Raw genomic sequence first — 18,277 nt, 5'->3', positions numbered from 1 at the left:
GTGCGGACCTCTCTGACCGGAGACGTGCAGGCTGAAGCTGAAAAGCTGAAGGCGGAAGGCGAGCAGGCGCTGGCCGCCGCGCGCGCCGAGGCCGAAGCCGCTCTGAAGGCGGCTCAGGACGAGGCGGCTCAGCGTCTCGCCGCTCTGGAGGCCGACCGCGACGCGGCTCAGGCCGAGGTCGCAAGGCTGAATGCGGAGGCTCAGGAAGTTCTGAACGCTACGCGCGCTCAAGCTGAAACCGCCCTTCAGACGGCCCATGATGAAGCCGCTCAGCGCCTCGCCGCGCTGGAAGCGGAGCGCGACGCGGCCCGCGCCGAAGTCGAGCAGGTGCGGACCTCCCTGACCGGAGACGTGCAGGCCGAGGCTGAAAGGCTGAAGGCGGAAGGCGAGCAGGCGCTCGCCGCCGCGCGCGCCGAAGCCGAGGCCGCTCTGAAGGCGGCTCAGGACGAGGCGGCTCAGCGCCTCGCCGCGCTCGAAGCGGACCGCGATGCGGCCCGCGCCGAAGTCGAGCAGGTGCGGACCACCCTCTCCGGGAACGTGGAGACCGAGACCGAAAGGCTGAGGGCCGAAGGCGAGCAGGCGCTGGCCGCCGCGCGCGCCGAAGCCGCCGCCGCCCTTCAGGCGGCTCAGGACGAAGCCGCCCAGCGCCTCGCCGCGCTGGAGGCTCAGCTCTCCGATCTGAACGCGCAGCGCGAGACTCTGAGCGCTCAGGTTCAGGCCGCCTCCGCGCAAGCCGGAGACGCCGACGCGCTGCGCGCGGAGATCGCCGATCTGCAGACCCGACTCGCCGCCGCTTCGGAAAACCTCTCGGACGCCGACATCCTGCGCGCCCGGCTCGTCGATCTCGAAGCTCAGCGCGCCGCCGGACTCGCCGCTCAGGAGGAGGTCGTTTCGCTCGAAGGCCGCATCCGCGAGCTGGAGGCCCGGCTCGCCGCCGCTCAGGCCGTCGCGGCCGCGCCGACCCCGGCCCTCCCGGCTGTTCCGGCCGCGCTGACCGGGCGGGAGCTGGCGCAGGACCTGCGCTCGACCGTCTTCGACCAGCTCGTCGCCGCCATCGGCGCCGACGGCTCGATCCGGGGCGACGATTTCGTCCTCACCGGCGTCACCTTCAACAGCGCCTCCGCCACGCTCTCCGCGAACGGCCGGGCGGCGCTCGACCAGATGGCGACCGCGCTGAACGGCTATCTCTCCCGCTATCCGAACAGCGATTTCACCTTCCTGGTGAAGGGCCATTCGGATCTGCAGCCCATCAACACGGCGCAGTTCCCCAACAACATGGCGCTCTCCACCGCGCGCGCCGAAGCCGCCGCCGCCTATCTCATCGAGCGCGGCGTCCCGGCGGGCCGTCTGGCCACCGCCGGATTCGGCGACACCCAGCCCATCGTCCGGGCGACCAACGCCGCCGCCAACGCGCAAAACCGGCGTCTGGAGTTCTCGGTGCTGCCGCGCTGAGCTCTCGGAAGCCCGCTTGACAAGACCCGCCCGCCCGGAGCAATCCGGGCGGGCTTTTTCATGGGGATTCTCCGACCATGCCGCAGATGAAGGTTTCGCGCGAGGTCTGGCCCGCCAAGGGCGCCTTCGTCATCTCCCGGGGGGCCAAGACCTCCGCAGAAACCCTCCTCGTCGAGGTCGGGGCCGGAGAGATGCGGGGGCGCGGCGAATGCACCCCCTATAAACGCTATGGGGAAAGCCTCGATTCCGTGGAGGCCGCCTTGCAGGGGGTCGCGGCGGCGGTGGAGGCGGGAGCAGGGCGGGCGGAGATTCAAAGCCTCCTCCCCGCCGGAGCCGCCCGCAACGCCCTCGATTGCGCGCTCTGGGATCTGGAGGCCAAACAGGCCGGACGGCGGGTCTGGGATCTGCTCGGCCTGCCCGAGCCCCGCCCCGTCGAGACCGCCTTCACCCTCTCGCTCGGAACGCCCGACGCCATGGGCGAAGCCGCCCGCGCCGCCCGCGCCGAGGGGCGGATGCTGCTGAAGCTCAAATTGGGCGGCGACGCCTTCGACCTCGCCCGGGTCGCCGCCGCGCGGGAGGCCTCGCCGGAGGCGCGGCTCGTCGTGGACGCCAATGAGGCTTGGGACGAAGCCCGTTATCTGGCTTTCGTCCCCGCCTTCGCGGATCTCGGGGTGGCGCTGATCGAGCAGCCCTTCCCCGCCCAAGCCGACGACCTCCTGCGCGAGCTGCCGCGCCCCACGCCCGTCTACGCCGACGAATCCTGTCATGACCGCGCCTCTCTGGCCCGGCTGAAGGGGCTCTACGACGGAATCAACGTGAAGCTCGACAAGGCGGGGGGCCTCACCGAGGCGCTGGCGCTCAAAGCCGAGGCTCAGGCCGAAGGATTCGGGATCATGGTCGGCTGCATGCTCGCCGGATCCCTCGCCATGGCGCCCGCTCTGATCCTCGCGCAGGGCGCCGAATTCGCCGATCTCGACGGGCCCCTGCTGTTGGCGAAGGACCGCGCGCCGGGGCTGGCCTATCGCGGCGCATGGGTCGGGGCGCCGGAGGCCGCGCTCTGGGGGTGAGCCGGTTCGGCGCCCGAGGGGCGAATCCGCTTGTTTTGTCCGGCGCTTTGGGCTAATGGAGCGCGTCCCTCACAGGTGAAGACGTGAAGCCGCTCGAAGCGCGGGCGGGGGACGATTGCAGTCCGCGCGGGGAAGCTTTGCGACAAGATGAAGGACGGGTCATGCCGCTTTACGAGCATGTCGTCATCGCGCGTCAGGACATCTCCGGCGCCCAGGCCGAGAGCCTGATCGAAGAATTCGGCAATATTCTGAAAGAGCAAGGCGGCGAAGTCGTCGGCACGGAATATTGGGGTCTGCGTTCGTTGGCCTATAAGATCAACAAGAACCGCAAGGGCCATTATCTCTATCTGCGCACCAGCGCCCCCGCGCCGGCCGTGCATGAGATGGAGCGTCTGCTCCGTCTCCATGACGATGTGATGCGCTACATCACCATCGGCGTGGACGCCCATGAGGAAGGCCAGTCGGCCGTCCTGCTCAACAAGAACCGCGGCGACGACCGGCGCGGCCCGGGCGGCCCCCGCGGAGATCGCGGCGACCGCGGCGATCGGGGCGACCGTCCCCGCCGTCGCGACGACGAGCGTTCGGCCCCGGCCGACGACGCCGCCCAGTCCACCGAAGCTTAAGGAGGAGGGATCATGGCGACCGCTCCGCGCAGACCGTTTTTCCGTCGTCGCAAATCCTGCCCCTTCTCGGGTCAGGGCGCGCCGAAGATCGATTACAAGGACGTCAAGCTCCTGCAGCGCTACATCTCCGAGCGCGGCAAGATCGTGCCGAGCCGCATCACCGCGGTTTCGGCCAAGAAGCAGCGGCTGCTCGCTCAGGCGATCAAGCGCGCGCGCTTCCTTGCGCTCCTCCCCTATGTGCTGAAGTAAGGAGGCGCAGATGCAAGTCATTTTGCTTGAACGCGTCGGAAGGCTCGGCGCTATCGGCTCCGTCGTGAAGGTCCGTCCGGGCTTCGCGCGCAACTACCTGCTGCCGCAGGGCAAGGCGCTCCGCGCCACCCGCGACAACCTCGGCCGCTTCGAGGCGCAGCGCGCCAACATCGAAGCCCGGAACCTTGAGCTCAAGGCCGAAGCCGAGACCGTCGCCGAGGCGCTCAACGGCCAGATCTTCGTCGTGATCCGTCAGGCGGGCGACGGCGGCCATCTCTATGGCTCCGTGGCGCCGCGCGACATCGCCGAGGCCGCTCAGGCCGCCGGCGTCGAGATCTCGCGCACCCAGATCGCGCTGGATAAGCCGATCAAGAATCTCGGCGTCCATCCGGTGAGCGTGCAGCTCCATCCGGAGGTCTTCGCCGAGGTCTCGGTGAACGTGGCCCGCTCGCAGGACGAAGCCGCGCTTCAGGCCAGCGGCAAGACCGTCGCGCAGCTGCGCGCCGAAGAGGAAGCCGCCGCCGCCGCCGAATTCGACGTCAAGTCGCTGTTCGACCCGGACGAGGCTCGCGGCGACGACGACGACCGTTGATCGCCCTCTCGCGAGGCTGAATTTCAGAAAGGCCGGGCGGCGCAAGCTTCCCGGCCTTTTTCTTTGGGCGCGGAGCTTGAGGCTCCGCTCGTTTCCTTGGGCGCGGAGCTTGAGGCTCCGCTTGTGTCCTTGGGCGCGGAGCGGCGAGGTTCGCTTTTCCCGCCGAGGCGGGCGATCTCAGCGGAATCTCTCCGGCGGGCGGATGACGCGCATGGGCGTCGAGGAGACGTTGGTCACCGGCCCTTCCTCGGCGAGGGAGGGCGTCGGGCGCTCCACCCGCGTCCAATGGCGCGGATCCACGGCCGATTGACGCGCCACGAAGGTCAGGCCGCTCTCGCGCCAAGGGCTGACGCGATCCGTGAGATTGTCGAGCACGATCTCGCCCGAATCGGTGCGGACCAAAAGAACCGCGTGATAAGGCGTGTCCACGCCCAGCGCGACTCCGATCAACAGCGCGCTTTCCGGGAAGCCCATCGCCAAAAGCCCGGCGCGCTTGGCGATGACGTAATCCTCGCAATCGCCCACGCCGTCGCGCGGGAACTCCCAGACGTCGCTTTTGCCATGGCGCTCGGCGTCGGAGATCGGCTGAATCGCCCGGTTGACCGTCAGATTCACCGACATGATCGCCTCGGCGGCGGCCTCGTCCAGACGCACGCGGTCGGGGGTCAGGGCGGCGCGGGGCGCGGGGCAGTCCTCGGGGGTTTGGGCGCAGAGCGCGTAGAAGGCGGAGGGGCCGCTCATCCGGGCGCCCTCCCGCATTTCGACCGCCGCCAGAGAGCTCGCGGCGCCGCTCTGGGCGAAGACGGCGCTCGCGCAAACGACGCCCGCCATGGCCAGAGCCCCCAAAATCACCTGCGGTCGAATCATGGCGGGCCTCCGAATCGGACGTTTTCGCGTCGTTTCTCCGCCTCAGCCGGAGAAGAAAAAGGCTGAAGCCGGAGCCGGACGCTTAAAGGAGCGTTAAGGGTCGGGAGAGCAATTTTTACGCCAAGAGTTTAAAAACGCGAGATTCGTCTTAATCTAAGACATCCTACGGCGCACAGCGTCCCGATTTTTCGCAAAACTTCAAAATGTTGCGTAAAAACCTCATCAAAAGCATAGGTTCTTAACTTCATCTTCAAAAAGGCCGGGGACGAAATTCCCGCTCCGGCGAAGAAGCCGCAGGACGGCTTGACATGGCGCCGCGCCGCACATTAAGCGTCCGCAATCTTCAAGGGACGGGAGAGGACATGGCGCGCGCTTTCGTGTTTCCGGGACAAGGCTCCCAGACGGTCGGCATGGGCCGGACTCTGGCGGAGGCCTTTCCGGCGGCCCGCGAGGTCTTCCAGGAGGTCGACGAGGCTCTCGGTCAGAAGCTCTCTCAGATCATTTGGGAAGGCCCCGAGGAGGAGCTCACCCGAACCGAGAACGCTCAGCCCGCGCTGATGGCGGTCTCGACGGCCGTGGCCCGCGCCATCGCCGCCGAGGGCAAGATCAAACTCGCCGATCACGCCGCCTTCGCCGCCGGGCATTCGCTCGGGGAATATTCGGCCCTCGTCGCCTCCGGAGCGCTGGAGCTGGCCGAGGCCGCCAAGCTGCTCAGGCTGCGCGGACAGGCCATGCAGAAAGCCGTCCCTCAGGGCGAGGGCGCCATGGCCGCCCTGCTCGGCCCCGATCTCGAAGCCGCCGAGGCTCTGGCCGCCGAAGCCGCCGAGGGCGAAGTCTGCTCCGTGGCCAACGACAACAGCCCCGGACAGGTCGTCGTCTCCGGGACCAAATCCGCCGTCGAGCGGGCGATCAGGCTGGCGCCCGAACGCGGCGTCAAGCGGGCCGTCCTGCTGCCGGTCTCCGCGCCCTTCCATTGCGCGCTCATGCAGCCCGCCGCCGAGGTCATGGCCGAGGCCCTCGCCCGCGCCAAGATCGAGGCGCCCGCCCTGCCCATCGTCTGCAACGTCACGGCCGAGGCGGTCGAGGATCCCGAGACCATCCGCCATCTGCTCGTCGAGCAGGTCACGGGGATGGTGCGCTGGCGCGAATCCATGCTCTGGCTGAAGGCTCAGGGCGTCGAGGATCTCGTGGAGCTGGGCGCGGGCAAGGTGCTGACCAATCTCGCGCGCCGCATCGATCCCGCTCTGAAAGGAGCCGCCGTCGGCGAACCCGCCGACGTCGAGGCCTTTCTGAAGTCCATCGCCTGAGGAGCGCCCTTTCATGTTCGATCTCAGCGGCAAGACCGCCCTCGTCACGGGCGCATCAGGGGGCATCGGCGGGGCCATCGCCCGCGCGCTCCACGCCCGGGGGGCGGAGGTCGCGCTTTCCGGCACCCGCGCCGCGCCGCTGGAGGCCCTGCAGGCCGAACTCGGCGAACGCGCCAAAATCTTCATCGCCGATCTCTCCGATCCCGCCGCGACCGAGGCTCTGCCCGGTCAGGTGGAGAAGGCCTTCGGCAAGATGGACGTCCTCGTCAACAATGCGGGCGTCACCCGCGACAACCTCATGCTCCGCATGAAGGACGAGGAATGGAGCACGGTTCTGGAGGTGAATCTCGCCGCCGGATTCCGCCTCATGCGCGCCTCCGTGCGCGGCATGATGAAACGCCGCTGGGGACGCATCGTCTCCATCGGCTCGGTCGTGGGGACGACGGGCAATCCCGGACAAGGGAATTACGCCGCCTCCAAGGCCGGTCTGATCGGTCTGAGCAAGGCGCTGGCGCAGGAAATCGCGTCGCGCAACGTCACCGTCAACGTCGTGGCGCCGGGCTTCATCGCCACCGCCATGACCGAAGACCTGACCGAAGACCAGAAGACCAAGCTTCTCGGCGCCGTGCCCGCAGGCAGATTGGGGACCGGGGCCGACGTGGCCGCCGCCGTCGTCTATCTCGCCAGCGAGGAAGCCGCTTACGTCACGGGCCAAACTCTGCACGTCAACGGCGGCATGGCCATGATCTAGGCCTCCTCCGCCGGAAATATTGAAAATCTTCGGCGCTGTGGTAAACCCGCGCCGAGCGCTTCATGCGAACGTCGGGCGAACCCCGGCCTCGAAGGGAGCGAAGCGCCAACCCCCCGCTCCGGCTCAAGCCGCGTGACGGGAGCTTAAGGAGCAACACGATGAGCGATGTCGCCGAGCGCGTGAAGAAGATCGTCGTCAATTATCTGAACGTCGACGAGGGCAAGGTGACGCTGGAGGCCAGCTTCATCGACGACCTCGGCGCCGACAGCCTCGACACCGTCGAGCTGGTCATGGCCTTCGAGGAGGAATTTGGGGTCGAGATCCCCGACGACGCCGCCGAAAGCATCCAGACCGTCGGCGACGCCGTCGCCTTCATCACCAAGCAGCAAGCCGCCTAAGCTTCCTGCGTCGAGATTCCGGGGGGCGGAAGGCGGTCAAAGCCTTCCGCCCCCGAAGCCTATGCGCCTCCCCCCCGCATCCTAGTCGAGGATCCCGCCCATGGCCGCCTCCGGACGCCGCGTCGTCGTCACCGGTTTGGGTCTGCTCACGCCGCTCGCCTGCGGAGTCGAGGAGACTTGGTCGAAGCTTCTCGCAGGGGAATCCGGCCTCGGGCCGATCACGCGCTTCGACGCCTCGGATCTGCCCTGCCGCATCGCGGGCGAACTCAAGAAAGGCCCGACGGCCGAAGGCGGATTCACGCCTGAGGATTGGGTCGAAGCCAAAGAATTGCGCCGCGTGGACGACTTCATCGTCTATGCGCTGGTCGCCGCCGCCCAAGCCGTGCGCGACGCCGGATGGGAGGCGCCTTCCGAAGCCGAAAAGCTGCGCACCGGCGTGCTGATCGGATCGGGAATCGGCGGCCTGCCCTCCATCGAGAAGGCCACGCTGGATCTCTATGAAAAAGGTCCGCGCAAGATCTCGCCCTTCTTCATCCCCGGCAGCCTGATCAACCTCTGCTCGGGACAGGTGGCGATCAAATACGGCTATAAGGGCCCTAATCACGCCGTGGTCACGGCCTGCTCCACCGGCGCCCACGCCATCGGAGACGCCGCCCGCCTCATCCAGCGCGGCGAAGCGGACGTCATGGTCGCCGGAGGCGCGGAAGGCGCCATCTGCCGCCTCGGCATCGCGGGATTCGTCGCCTGCAAGGCGCTCTCCACCGGATTCAACGACGAGCCCTCGCGCGGATCGCGCCCCTATGACAAGGACCGCGACGGCTTCGTCATGGGCGAAGGCGCGGGAGTCGTCGTGCTCGAAGATTACGAGCACGCCAAGGCCCGCGGCGCGAAGATCTACGCCGAAGTGAAGGGCTACGGCCTCTCCGGCGACGCCTATCACGTCACTTCGCCCGCCCCCGACGGCAATGGCGGCTTCCGCTCCATGAGCGCCGCCCTCGCCGACGCCGGGCTGACCCCCGCCGATCTCGATTATATCAACGCCCATGGCACCTCGACGCCCATGGGCGACGAAATCGAGCTCGGCGCGGTGCAGAGGCTGCTCGGAGACCACGCCGCCAAGGCGAGCATGTCCTCCACGAAATCCTCCATCGGGCATCTGCTCGGCGCGGCGGGCGCCGTCGAGGCCGTCTTCTGCGCGCTGGCCATCCGCGACCAGATCGCGCCGCCGACGCTGAACCTCGAAAACCCGAGCGTCGAGACTCCGCTGGATCTCGTGCCGCTCAAGGCCCGCAAGCGCGAGATCCGGGTCGCCCTCTCCAACAGCTTCGGATTCGGCGGCACCAACGCTTCGCTCGTGCTGACGCAGGTCTGATCCCTCTCGAACGGAGGCCCTTGGCGTGCGCTTTCTGGCCAAACTCTTCGGGCTTCTGCTCTTCGGCGCGGCGGCGGGACTGGTTCTCGCCCTGCTCGTCCGCGACCGGCTCACCGCGCCGGGGCCGCTGACCGCCGAAACCATCGTCGAGATCCCCCGAGGCGCCAGCGCCGCCGCCATCGCCGAAAGGCTCGGAGCGGCGGGCGCCATCTCGGATCCCCTGCTCTTCCGGCTCAGCGCCCGGCTCTCCGACGAAGGCGGCGCGCTCAAGGCGGGCGAATATTCCTTTCCGCCCGGCGCCTCGCTGCAGGAGGTCTTTCAGAAGATCGCCCGCGGCGAAGTCGTCCAAAGGCGCGTGACCCTCGCCGAAGGGGTCTCCAGCCTGAGCTTCCGGGCGCTGCTCGATCAGGCCGAAGGGCTCGAAGGCGAGACCCCCGCCGAACTCCCGGAGGGCGCTCTCGCGCCGGACACCTATTTCTATCTCAAAGGCGAGACCCGCGCCGCGCTGGTCGCCCGCATGGCGCAGGCGCAAAGCCGCATCCTCGACGAGCTTTGGACCGACCGCGCGCCGAACCTCCCCTTCTCCACCAAAGAAGAGGCGCTGGTCCTCGCCTCGATCATCGAGAAGGAGACCGGCGTGGCCGCCGAACGCGAGCGCGTCGCGGGGGTCTTCGTCAACCGGCTCCGCCAAGGCATGCGGCTGCAATCCGACCCCACGGTGATCTACGGCGTGGTCAAAGGCGCGGATCTCGGGCGCGGGCTCCGGCGCAGCGAGCTCGACGCCCCCACGCCCTACAACACCTACGCCGTGGCCGGGCTGCCGCCGACGCCCATCGCCCACCCGGGCCGCGCCTCCATCGCCGCCGCGCTGAACCCCATGGAGACGAAAGACCTCTATTTCGTCGCCGACGGCTCGGGCGGGCACGCCTTCGCCGAAACCCTCGAACAGCATAACGCCAACGTCCGCCGCTGGCGCGAGATCGAGCGCGCCCGGGCCGCCGGGCCCGTCGCCGCGCCCGCCGCCCCGGCGCCGAGCGAGACGGGAGCAGAGCCATGAAGATCCATGTCGTCGACCTCACGGGCAAAGAGCATGAGCTGGAGGCGGAGCCGGGCTGGCGCGTGATGGAGATCATCCGCGACTGGGGCGTGCCCATCAAAGCCGAATGCGGCGGGGCCTGCCAATGCGCCACCTGCCACGTCTATGTCGACGAGGATTGGCTGGAGCGTCTGCCCGCCATGCGCGAGGAAGAGCGCGACCGGCTCGGAGACGCGCCCTCGGAGGAGGAGAATTCGCGGCTCTCCTGTCAGCTGATCTTTCAGCCGGAGATGGACGGCCTGCGCCTCACCCTCGCCCCGGAGACCGATCCGGAGGCTTGAGCGCGCCTTCGCAATCCAGGATTGCGCCAGAGAGCGCCCTGACCTTAAAGGGGTCTTACGAACGCCTCATTTGAAGCGCAGTCTTCATCTTTCCTGAAACGTGCGATCCGGATGGTTTTTCCTTCCGGTCGGCCGTTCGGGGAGATGAAGATGGACCCGGCTCTTCTGGCTTTTCTGCTCCTGATTTATGCGGCCCTGAGGATCATCTCGACCACTTGGGGGCCGTGGCTGACGCTCTTCGTCTTCTTTCTGGCCGTGCTGGGCGCGCTGACGATTCACCCGATCTGCGCCATCCTGCTCTGGGCGCTCTATAGCCCCCGGCTGCCCGATCCGCCTTTCCATGAAGAAGCCTGCCCCAATTGCGGCTCGCGTCCGCCGATCCATTGCAGGGTCGGGCCGGGAGATTTCTCCAAATGCAAAGCCCCAAGGCCGGGATTGTTCTGAATCGGCGATTATTCTCTGAATCGATCAATTCGACCTTGAATTTTAAATGCTCCGACTTCTTTTGAAAGGTTTTTTCCTGAATAGGCGCGATTTATAAGATTTTACATGAATAATCCGCTTATTTGGAGAACGAACAGGTTAATTTGTTTTTTTATGGGCCAAATTATAAGAAATACGTATCAAAATGGATCACTCCTGCTAAAATCCCGGCCACTGGCTTTTTTCAAGGAGAAAATCCCATGGTCATCGGCATCGGCGGCGGGCTCGGCAACGGCCTCCTCGGCGGCCTTCTCGGCGGCGGCTCGGGCGGTCTTTTCGGCAATCTGCTCGGCGGCGGTCAGAGCGGCGGCCATGGCGGCGCCTCTTGGGGCGGCGGACATGGCGGCGGCGCGGGCGGTCTGCTCGGCGGCGGCCTCTTCGGCAACATCCTCAGCGGCCTGCTCGGCGGCGGGAGCGGCGGCTCCTCCTTCGGCGGCGGCGGAGGCGGCGGCCAGCTGCTCAGCGGTCTGCTCGGCGCGGGCGCCAACGTCCTCGGCGGCCTGCTCAACAACGGCCTCAACGCCAGCTGGGGCGGCGGCAACGACGCCGGATGGGGCGGCGGCTCTCAGGGCGGCTGGGGCGGCGGATACGGCCATGACCATGGCGGCGGCGGCTCCTACGGCGGATCCTGGGGCGGCGGCGGATATGGCGGCGGCCACGGCGGCGCCGGATGGGGCGGCGGCCATGGCGGCGGCGCCGGCTGGAGCGGATCCGGCTCCTGGGGCGGCGGCTCGGGCTCGGGCTCCTGGGGCGGTCAGATCGGCGGCGGCCACGGCGGCGGCTCCTGGGGCGGTCAGATCGGCGGCGGCTCGGGCCATGGCGGCCATGGCGGCCACAAGAAGTCCTGAGCCCCGTCTCAGGCTCCGATGATCCTTATAAATGCGGAAAGCGGCCCTCGCGGGCCGCTTTTCTCATCTCCTCACCGAAACGGAAGGGAGAGAGGAGACCCCTCCCCCGACCGGCCTCAGAGCAGCTTCGCCATCGCCACGGCGGTGTCGCTCATGCGGTTCGAGAAGCCCCATTCATTGTCGTACCAAGCCAGCACGCGCACGAAATCGCCGTCCATCACCTTGGTCTGCGCCGCGGCGAAGGTCGAGGAATGGGGATCATGGTTGAAGTCGATGGAGACCAGCGGGGCCTCGCTATAGCCCAGAACGCCCCTGAGCGGGCCTTCCGCCGCGGCCTTCACCGCCGCGTTGATCTCTTCGGCGGAGGTCTTGCGGCCCGCCGTGAACTTCAGATCCACCACCGAGACGTTGGGCGTCGGCACGCGGATGGAGGAGCCGTCCAGCTTGCCTTTCAGCTCGGGCAGCACGAGGCCCACCGCCTTGGCCGCGCCGGTCGAGGTCGGGATCATGCTCAGAGCCGCCGCGCGGGCGCGGTAGAGATCCTTATGCATGGTGTCGAGGGTCGGCTGATCGCCGGTGTAGGCGTGGATCGTGGTCATATAGCCCTTCACGATCCCCACCGTCTCCTGAAGCACCTTGGCCACCGGAGAGAGGCAATTCGTCGTGCAGGAGGCGTTCGAGACGATCAAATGGTCCTTGGTCAGGATCTGGTGGTTCACGCCATAGACGATGGTGGCGTCGGCGTCCTCGCCAGGGGCCGAGATCAGCACCCGCTGGGCGCCCGCCGCCAGATGCGCCGCCGCCTTGTCGCGCGCCGTGAAGATGCCGGTGCACTCCAGAGCGATCTGGACCCCAAGCTCCTTATGCGGCAGCTGCGCCGGATCGCGCACGGCGGTCACTTTGATCGGGCCGCGGCCCACGTCGATGCTGTCGCCCGAGACCTTCACCTCGCCGGGGAAGCGGCCATGCACCGAATCATAGCGCATGAGATGCGCGTTGGTCTCCACCGGGCCGAGATCGTTGATCGCCACGACCTCGATGTCGGTGCGGCCCGATTCGACGATCGCGCGCAGCACGTTGCGCCCGATGCGTCCGAACCCGTTGATCGCCACGCGAACCGCCATGATGCATCCTCCTTGCACGCGCCGCGAAGGCCCCTCGCCTCCGTCCTGAACGCTCCACACGCCTTCCGGCCCGGCAGAGTAAAGGCGAGCCTCCTGAAGCGGAACTCCGCAGAAAGCCGCAAGACTCCGGGCGGAGGGCCTCAGCCCCCTCCTCCGAAAGGCGGCCCTGTATAGACCCGCCCGGACGGCCCGCGCAACGCCGCTCCGAAGCCTGTGCGGAAAGGCCCGCAAGGACGCCTTAAGGGGGGCGCCGCGGCGTCGCTCTGGCGTCGGCGGGGGGGCGCGTGTTAAGCACGTCGAAAGGTTCGATTCGAGACTCCGCTCCGGGGACGGGAGGGGGACGGGTCGGGGAATGCGGATGACAAGCGGGGACGCATGGCCGAGGGAGATGCTCTGCAAGCGGCGACGGCGCGCTTCACCGTCGCGCTGAGACGGCTTCAAGGCGCCATGGAGCGCCGCGACGCCCTCGCGGCCGCCGGAGATCCGGAGGAGCGGCGCGAAATGCTGCTGGAGGAGCTGCGTCGGCTGCGCGGCCAGCATGAATCCCTCTCCCGGGAGCTTGAGGCCGCGCTGGAGCTGCAAAGCGAGGAATCCGGCCTGCGCAAAGAGGCGCTCGGGCGCATCGACGCCGTGATCTCCGAATTGCGCCGCAGTCTGGGGCCCGCGCATCATGGCTGAAGTGAATCTCGAAATTAACGGCAGGGCCTACCGCGTCGCCTGCGAGGACGGGCAAGAGCCGCATCTGGGCGAATTGGGCGCAAGGCTCGACCGCCACGCCGCCGCCATCGCGCGCGGCGCCGGAATCGCCCCCAACGAGGCGCGGCTCATGCTGCTCTCCGGGCTGATGCTCGCCGACGAATTGAGCGAGGCGGAGGCCCGCATCCATGAGCTGGAGGCGCAGGTGAGCGATCTGCGCATCAAGGCCTCGGCCAGCCGCGCCCGGGCCGCCGCCGCCGCGCCCCCCCCTTCCGCGCCGCCGCCCTCTGCGCCCCCCCCCTCCGCGCAGCAAGCCGCGGAGGACGCGCTCGTCACGCCCGAACGCATGGCGGAGATCGAGATCATGGTCGCCGATCTGCTCAGTCAGGCCGCCGAGCAGATGGAGCGCATGGCCGACCGGCTCGACGTCACGCCCTAAGCGCGAGCCCCCAAGCGCGCCGCCCGGGGGCTCGAAAGGATCTCTGGACGCGCTCCGGGTTTCGCGCGATCCTCCTTCCTCCGTTGACGCCCCGCGCCGAAGAAGGCGCGACGCGGGCGTTTCTCCATCCCGCCGGAGCCTCGCACATCATGCGCCAAATCGCGACGCTCTGGATCGGCGAGCGCCTGCAGGATCTTGAAATCGCCAGCCTCTGGTCCTTCGCCCGGCAAGGCCACCGGGTGAAGCTCTACGCCTATGGCCCCCTCGCCGGAGCGCCGCGCGGCGTCGAGGTCGCGGATGCGGGCGAAATCCTCTCCGGCGATCCCATCGTGCGGCATAAGTCCGGCAGTCCGGCGCTGCATTCCGATCTTTTCCGCTATGCGCTCATCGCCAAGACGGGCGCGATCTGGTCGGATCTCGACATGATCGCGCTGAAGCCCTTCGGCTTCCCTTCCGAGCATGTCTTCGCCATGGAGACCGCGGAGGTCGTCGGCTCGGCCGTGCTGGGGCTGCCGCAGGATTCGCCCGCGCTGGCGGCGCTGGCCGCCTATAAGCCCGAAACGCGCGGCCTGCCCCCCCATCTCAAGGGCCTCCAGCGGCTGCGCTACGGCTGGCGGAGCCTGCTCGCCGGAGGATTGCCGATCAGCCATTGGCCTTGGGGCTCCGTCGGGCCGCAGGCTCTGACGCGGAGCTTGCGCGAAACCGGCGAGATCCGCCACGCTCTGCCGCCCTCCGCCTTCTACGCCGTTCCTATGGAGGAGGTCGCGCGCTTCTGCGATCCGGAGGGGCTGGAGCCGGCCCGAATTCCGTCCGAGGCTTACGGCCTGCATCTCTGGGCCAATAAACTGCGCCAGCACCTCGCGCGCCAGCATGGAGGCCGGGCTCCGGAAGGCTCCTATGTGGCGCGGCTCGTCGAGGAAGCGCGGCGCGACGGATTCCTCTCATGATTCCTCTCTACCTGATCAATCTCGACGGCAGCGACGACCGTCTGGCCCACGCCGCCGAAAGCCTGCGGGCGCAGGGGCTCGCCTTCGAGCGCGTCCCCGCCTTCGACGGGCGCGGACGAGACGTGCGCAGCCTCCCGCTTTACGACGAAGCCGCCTCGCTGCGGCATATGGGCCGCGTGATGCGCGGCGGAGAAGTCGGGTGCTATCTCAGCCATCTGGATTGCGCGCGGCGCCTCCTCGCGACGGGCGCGCCCATGGGCGTGGTTCTGGAGGACGACGTAGAGCTGGAGCCCGATTTCAGCGAAAAGCTCGGGGAGCTGACGGCGGCATTGCGGGAGAAATCCGGCTGGCGGCTGGTCCATCTGGCGGCGCAGAAGCTCAAGATCGCGACGCCGATCCGCAGCTTCGGACGCTATGAGCTTTACGGCGCCCATTATTTCCCCATGACCACCACCGCCTTGCTCTGGTCGCGCGCCGGAGCGGAGGAGTTCCTCAAGGTCGGCGGCGGGAGGATCGGCGCTCCGGTGGATAACTTCCTCCGCGCATGGCTCACGCGCGAAGGCGGAGGTCTGGCGCTCAAGCCGCCGCTCGCGACCACCACCGGGGCCGAGAGCGACATCGGGGCCTCCGTGCGCAAGACCGCCCGGCGCAGCCTGCTCTATGGATGGCGCAAGCAAAGGCGGCTCATGGGCGACAAGCTCCGCGCCATGCGGGCGCGGCGGCGCTTCCGACCCGCGGCGCTGAAAGAAGAATGAGGGCGCTTGCGCCCGAAGAACGAGGGCGCTAGCTTCTCGGACAGGCGAATCGCGGGCATGATGTAGTGGTAGCCTGGCAGCTTCCCAAGCTGCTCGTGCGGGTTCGATTCCCGCTGCCCGCTCCAATTCGGCGCCGAACTCCCTGCGAAAACAATTCTTTCGATCTGAAATCGCCCTCTGCGGGGCGGGTCGCGCCCTCCTATTCCTCAGAGCTTGACGCCCCGCGCGGCCTGAGCCACCAAGGCTTATGAGCTCAGACAAGCCGCCTCCCGCCTCCGCCTCCGCCCCCGCCTCCGACTCCGCCTCCGAAGCCTTTCGCGCGGCTCACGCCCGCGCCTACGCCGAAGGGCCGCCCAGACAAGTCCCCGGCTTCGCCGCTCTGCATCGCATGGCCTCGCTGCTGCTGGCGGAGCGCGTTCCGGCGCAAGGGCGGCTGCTGGTCCTCGGCGCGGGCGGCGGGCTGGAGATCAAGGCTCTCGCGGAAGACCACGCCGGATGGAGCTTCGACGGCGTCGATCCCTCGGCGGAGATGCTTCAGGCGGCGGAGGATCTGCTTGGGCCGCTGAACGCCCGGACGCGCCTGATTCACGGCTATGTCGATTCCGCGCCGGAAGGGCCTTTCGACGGCGGAATTTGTCTGCTGACGCTGCATTTCGTCCCGCGCGCGCAACGGCTGGAGACTCTCCGCGCGATCCGCCGCCGCCTGAAGCCCGGAGCGCCTTTCGTCGTCGCGCATCTCAGCTTCCCGCAGGGCGAGGCCGAGAAATCCTTGTGGATCGCGCGACATCTCGCCTTCGCCGGAGTCGATCCCGCCAAGGCGGAGACCTCGGCGCAAGCGATGGCGACCCGGCTTTCCGTCCTCTCGCCGGAGGAGGACGAAGCCATGCTCCGCGAAGCGGGATTCTCCGGCGTCGCCCTCTTCTACGCCGGGTTGACCTTCCGGGGATGGGCGGGCTACGCCGAGAGCTAAGCCTTGACCGATCCTTGACCAAATCCCGCCATGCTGGCCGCCTTCTTCAGCCTTGGGGGCGCGCATGTGCGGAATCGCTGGGATCTTCGACGCGCGGGGCGAAGCCGACGTCCCCCCCGCCCGCCTCAAAGCCATGACCGACGCCATAGCCCGGCGCGGTCCCGACGGCGAAGGCGCATGGTTCGCCCCCGGACTCGCGCTCGGACACCGGCGGCTGGCGATCATCGATCCGGCGGGCGGCGCCCAGCCCATGCTCAGCGAAGACGGGCGGCTGGCCGTGGTCTTCAACGGCATGATCTATAACTTCCGCGAATTGCGCGCCGATCTGGAGGCCCAAGGCGCGCAGTTCCGCACCCATTGCGACACGGAAGTCCTGCTCCATGGCTGGCGCGCATGGGGCGAGGCTCTGCCTGAAAAGCTGGACGGATTCTTCGCCGTCGGGCTCTGGGACGCCGAGGCCGAGACGCTGGTCCTCATGCGCGACCTCTGGGGCAAGAAGCCGCTTTATCTCGCCGAGACCGGCGGCAAGCTGCTCTTCGGCTCGGACGCCGACGCCCTCCTCGCCGGTCTGGATCAAGCTCCCGGTCTGCGCGAAGAGGCTCTCGCCGAATATCTCGCCTATGGCTATGTGCCCGATTCCACCGCGCTCCATGCGGGGCTCGAAAAGCTGCCGCCCGCTTCGCTGCTCATCTGGCGCAGAGGACGCCCAAGGCCGAAATCCCGGCGCTGGGGGCGCATCCGCATCCATCCCGAAGATCAGGGCCGCAGCCTCCCCGAAGCCGCCGAAGAGCTCGACGCCCTGCTCGACGCCGCCGTGCGCAAAAGGCTCGTCGCCGACGCGCCCTTAGGCGTTCTGCTCTCCGGGGGGCTCGACAGCGGGGCCGCCCTCGCCATGGCCAGCCGGGCGCGCGGAACGCCGCTGACCGCCTGCACCATGGGATTCGCGGACCCCGATCTCGACGAAACCGAGGCGGCCGCGCTCATGGCGCGGCGCTGGGGAGCCGAGCATCTCGTCGAGCAGGCCGATCCCGAAGCCATGGCCGATCCCGAAGGGCTGGCCGCGATCTTCGGCGAGCCCTTCGCCGATCCCTCCGCCGCGCCGACTCTGGCGGTCTGCCGTCTGGCGGCGCGGCGCATGAAGGCCGCGCTCTCCGGCGACGGCGGAGACGAGGTTTTCGCAGGCTATCGCCGCTATCCCTTCCATCTGCGCGAGGAGAGGGCGAAATCCCTGCTGCCTTTGAGCCTGCGCGGGCCGCTCTTCGGCGGACTCGCCCGGATCTGGCCGCGCGGCGAGGCTCTGCCGCGACCGCTCCGGGCCGGGGCCACGCTGGAGGCTCTGGCGGGAGATCAGGCGGCGGGGCTGCTGCGCGCCACCGCCATTATGGACGAACCCACCCGCCGCGCCCTGCTCTCGCCCGCGCTGCGCGCCCGTCTCAAGGATCATGATCCCGCCGATCTCCTGCGCAAGGCCCTCGCCGAGGCGGAGACCGACGACCCTCTGGCCCGCGCTCAATACGCCGACCTCACGACCTGGCTGCCGGGGCGGATGCTGGTCAAGCTGGACCGAACCTCCATGGCCGTGGGGCTGGAGGCGCGCAATCCGCTGCTCGACAAGGATCTGGCGCTCTGGGCCGCGCGGCTGCCGACGCGGCTCAAGCTGGACGGCTTCTCCGGCAAGCGGGTTCTGCGCGCCGCTCTGGAGCCCTATGCGCCCCCGGAGATCCTCAAGGCCCCCAAACGCGGCTTCGTTCCGCCGCTCAAGGCCTGGCTCATGGGGCCGCTGCGGGGCCGCGTCGAGGCCATGGCCCGCAGCGAGGCCCTCGGGCCCTGGCTGGACCTCGCCGCGCTGGGCCGCCTGAGCCGCGAGACCTTCGAGGAGCGCCGCGACCATAGCCGCGCGCTGTGGGCCTGCCTCATGCTGGAGGCCCGCTTAGCGCGCCTTCCGGGGAAGTGAGGCCGG

21 protein-coding genes and 1 tRNA gene are annotated in these 18,277 nt (G+C 68.4%); 20 read left to right on the top strand and 2 right to left on the bottom strand.

The annotated features are described in order from the left end of the window. The 5 genes from B161_RS0104085 to rplI all read left to right on the top strand — a co-directional run. Positions 1-1,452, top strand: a 1,452-nt coding sequence (locus tag B161_RS0104085) for an OmpA family protein (protein WP_018632100.1), incomplete at its 5' end; no start/stop codon positions are given. Positions 1,453-1,529: 77 nt separating this feature from the next. Next, positions 1,530-2,519 (top strand): N-acetyl-D-Glu racemase DgcA, encoded by a 990-nt coding sequence (gene dgcA / locus B161_RS0104080; protein ID WP_018632099.1) that lies wholly within the window; start codon positions 1,530-1,532, stop codon positions 2,517-2,519. Positions 2,520-2,680: 161 nt separating this feature from the next. Beyond that, positions 2,681-3,142 carry a 30S ribosomal protein S6 gene (rpsF, locus tag B161_RS0104075; protein ID WP_018632098.1) on the top strand — a complete coding sequence of 154 codons (462 nt, stop codon included), beginning with the start codon at positions 2,681-2,683 and terminating at the stop codon, positions 3,140-3,142. A gap of 12 nt (positions 3,143-3,154) precedes the next feature. Next, the gene (gene rpsR / locus B161_RS0104070) at positions 3,155-3,391 is read left to right on the top strand and encodes a 30S ribosomal protein S18 (protein ID WP_018632097.1); all 237 of its coding nucleotides are present in this window, start codon (positions 3,155-3,157) and stop codon (positions 3,389-3,391) included. Positions 3,392-3,401: 10 nt separating this feature from the next. After that, positions 3,402-3,983, top strand: coding sequence for a 50S ribosomal protein L9 (gene rplI / locus B161_RS0104065; RefSeq protein ID WP_018632096.1), 582 nt, complete (start codon positions 3,402-3,404; stop codon positions 3,981-3,983). Between the two features lie 177 nt (positions 3,984-4,160). Here rplI and B161_RS16645 read toward each other — a convergent pair whose 3' ends face one another. Next, complete coding sequence (locus tag B161_RS16645) at positions 4,161-4,850, bottom strand: transglutaminase-like cysteine peptidase (protein ID WP_018632095.1); 690 nt, start codon at positions 4,848-4,850, stop codon at positions 4,161-4,163. Positions 4,851-5,212: 362 nt separating this feature from the next. Between B161_RS16645 and fabD the strand changes: the two genes are divergently transcribed. The 8 genes from fabD to B161_RS19520 all read left to right on the top strand — a co-directional run bounded on the left by fabD (position 5,213) and on the right by B161_RS19520 (position 11,386). Then, positions 5,213-6,157 carry an ACP S-malonyltransferase gene (fabD, locus tag B161_RS0104055; RefSeq protein WP_026310182.1) on the top strand — a complete coding sequence of 315 codons (945 nt, stop codon included), beginning with the start codon at positions 5,213-5,215 and terminating at the stop codon, positions 6,155-6,157. Between the two features lie 13 nt (positions 6,158-6,170). Beyond that, positions 6,171-6,908, top strand: a complete 738-nt coding sequence (gene fabG, locus B161_RS0104050) for a 3-oxoacyl-[acyl-carrier-protein] reductase (protein WP_018632093.1) — start codon at positions 6,171-6,173, stop codon at positions 6,906-6,908. A gap of 158 nt (positions 6,909-7,066) precedes the next feature. Further along, entirely contained in the window at positions 7,067-7,306 is a 240-nt protein-coding gene (locus B161_RS0104045; protein WP_018632092.1) for an acyl carrier protein, read from the top strand. 100 nt (positions 7,307-7,406) lie between these two features. Then, the gene (gene fabF / locus B161_RS0104040) at positions 7,407-8,678 is read left to right on the top strand and encodes a beta-ketoacyl-ACP synthase II (RefSeq protein WP_018632091.1); all 1,272 of its coding nucleotides are present in this window, start codon (positions 7,407-7,409) and stop codon (positions 8,676-8,678) included. A gap of 25 nt (positions 8,679-8,703) precedes the next feature. Continuing rightward, positions 8,704-9,735 (top strand): endolytic transglycosylase MltG, encoded by a 1,032-nt coding sequence (mltG, locus tag B161_RS0104035; RefSeq protein WP_018632090.1) that lies wholly within the window; start codon positions 8,704-8,706, stop codon positions 9,733-9,735. Then, the gene (locus tag B161_RS0104030; RefSeq protein WP_018632089.1) at positions 9,732-10,055 is read left to right on the top strand and encodes a 2Fe-2S iron-sulfur cluster-binding protein; all 324 of its coding nucleotides are present in this window, start codon (positions 9,732-9,734) and stop codon (positions 10,053-10,055) included. The genes mltG and B161_RS0104030 overlap by 4 nt, the downstream gene beginning before the upstream one ends. Before the next feature lie 150 nt (positions 10,056-10,205). Beyond that, positions 10,206-10,499, top strand: coding sequence for a hypothetical protein (locus B161_RS0104025; RefSeq protein ID WP_018632088.1), 294 nt, complete (start codon positions 10,206-10,208; stop codon positions 10,497-10,499). Between the two features lie 239 nt (positions 10,500-10,738). Then, the gene (locus B161_RS19520) at positions 10,739-11,386 is read left to right on the top strand and encodes a hypothetical protein (protein ID WP_018632087.1); all 648 of its coding nucleotides are present in this window, start codon (positions 10,739-10,741) and stop codon (positions 11,384-11,386) included. 116 nt (positions 11,387-11,502) lie between these two features. Here the strand turns inward: B161_RS19520 and gap are convergent, their stop codons facing one another. Continuing rightward, complete coding sequence (gene gap, locus B161_RS0104015; protein WP_018632086.1) at positions 11,503-12,510, bottom strand: type I glyceraldehyde-3-phosphate dehydrogenase; 1,008 nt, start codon at positions 12,508-12,510, stop codon at positions 11,503-11,505. A 375-nt stretch (positions 12,511-12,885) separates the two neighbouring features. Between gap and B161_RS0104010 the strand changes: the two genes are divergently transcribed. The 7 genes from B161_RS0104010 (at position 12,886) to asnB (ending at position 18,271) form a co-directional block, all read left to right on the top strand. After that, positions 12,886-13,188: a hypothetical protein gene (locus tag B161_RS0104010; protein ID WP_018632085.1), complete on the top strand. Its 303-nt coding sequence runs from the start codon at positions 12,886-12,888 to the stop codon at positions 13,186-13,188. After that, entirely contained in the window at positions 13,181-13,645 is a 465-nt protein-coding gene (locus B161_RS18570; protein ID WP_018632084.1) for a cell division protein ZapA, read from the top strand. The genes B161_RS0104010 and B161_RS18570 overlap by 8 nt, the downstream gene beginning before the upstream one ends. A gap of 149 nt (positions 13,646-13,794) precedes the next feature. Next, complete coding sequence (locus B161_RS16630; RefSeq protein ID WP_018632083.1) at positions 13,795-14,592, top strand: glycosyltransferase; 798 nt, start codon at positions 13,795-13,797, stop codon at positions 14,590-14,592. Beyond that, positions 14,589-15,347 (top strand): glycosyltransferase family 25 protein, encoded by a 759-nt coding sequence (locus B161_RS16625; RefSeq protein ID WP_018632082.1) that lies wholly within the window; start codon positions 14,589-14,591, stop codon positions 15,345-15,347. The genes B161_RS16630 and B161_RS16625 overlap by 4 nt, the downstream gene beginning before the upstream one ends. Before the next feature lie 51 nt (positions 15,348-15,398). Then, positions 15,399-15,472 (top strand) — tRNA-Gly (locus B161_RS0103990). A gap of 122 nt (positions 15,473-15,594) precedes the next feature. Continuing rightward, entirely contained in the window at positions 15,595-16,317 is a 723-nt protein-coding gene (locus B161_RS0103985; RefSeq protein ID WP_018632081.1) for a class I SAM-dependent methyltransferase, read from the top strand. Positions 16,318-16,381: 64 nt separating this feature from the next. Beyond that, positions 16,382-18,271 carry an asparagine synthase (glutamine-hydrolyzing) gene (gene asnB, locus B161_RS0103980; protein ID WP_018632080.1) on the top strand — a complete coding sequence of 630 codons (1,890 nt, stop codon included), beginning with the start codon at positions 16,382-16,384 and terminating at the stop codon, positions 18,269-18,271. Positions 18,272-18,277: the final 6 nt, after the last annotated feature.

The organism is Neomegalonema perideroedes DSM 15528 (assembly GCF_000374145.1).
Lineage (GTDB): Bacteria > Pseudomonadota > Alphaproteobacteria > Rhodobacterales > Rhodobacteraceae > Neomegalonema > Neomegalonema perideroedes.
The sequence above is the reverse complement of the archived record's forward strand: the minus strand, read 5'-3'. Positions and strand labels throughout refer to the sequence as shown.